The sequence below is a fragment of the Pseudomonas sp. FIP_A4 genome (genome assembly GCF_036701605.1).
GTDB lineage: Bacteria > Pseudomonadota > Gammaproteobacteria > Pseudomonadales > Pseudomonadaceae > Stutzerimonas > Stutzerimonas phenolilytica.
Genome location: NZ_JAYDXP010000099.1, coordinates 1 through 555 on the forward strand (window position 1 = coordinate 1; position 555 = coordinate 555).

The window sequence follows — 555 nt, forward strand, 5'->3', positions numbered from 1 at the left end:
CGTGCCGCTTTCGCTGGTTGAGCCTGAGAGCATCCACATCGCCAGCATGATCATCATGATGCCAAAAGGTACGGTGGCGACCGGCGGAACGCGGCGAGTTTGGAAGAGAAGGGCTGAAATGTGACGGGTATCGCCACCCTGAACAGAACGATAGATCAGGCAGAACACGCGTGCGTGACGCCACCGCTCAGCGCTGGCTGAGTCCGTGTTGTGCGAGCCCCGCCTCGAACAAACCACCGAGGCGGGGCTCGTGGAATGGATGAGCGCCATGACTTATCAGGCTGCATCCGGCGCTGGCGCTCAGAACATGCGCGAACCGATCAAGCAGATGGGAACCATCAACGCCGCCGTTGCCGAAGACGATCGTTCCAACACATGCCGATGCGCTCGTGCAGCCGCGACTGATCGTCGGCTATGCCGAATTGCTGGTCGACCGGTAGCTCGCCGAGGCGCTCGAAAGCCGGATGTGCAAGTGCTTGCTGAGCCTGTTGTGGTTGCCCTTCGATCAGTGCATGCGCGTGGAGAGATCGGCGAAGCCTTCCAACTCGACTATCT

Annotated in this window: 1 protein-coding gene and 1 pseudogene; one reads left to right on the top strand and one right to left on the bottom strand. The window is 60.4% G+C overall.

Features of this window, described 5'->3' with window-relative positions; translation table 11 throughout:
- Positions 1-238 precede the first annotated feature (238 nt).
- Positions 239-361, top strand: a pseudogene (locus tag U8L64_RS01470) (Asd/ArgC dimerization domain-containing protein); the annotation flags it as partial.
- On the opposite strand, the gene U8L64_RS01475 reads toward U8L64_RS01470, so the two are convergent.
- Positions 339-555: hypothetical protein (locus tag U8L64_RS01475; protein WP_333393397.1), on the bottom strand; the 217-nt coding region annotated here is incomplete at its 5' end. The pseudogene U8L64_RS01470 and the gene U8L64_RS01475 overlap by 23 nt on opposite strands.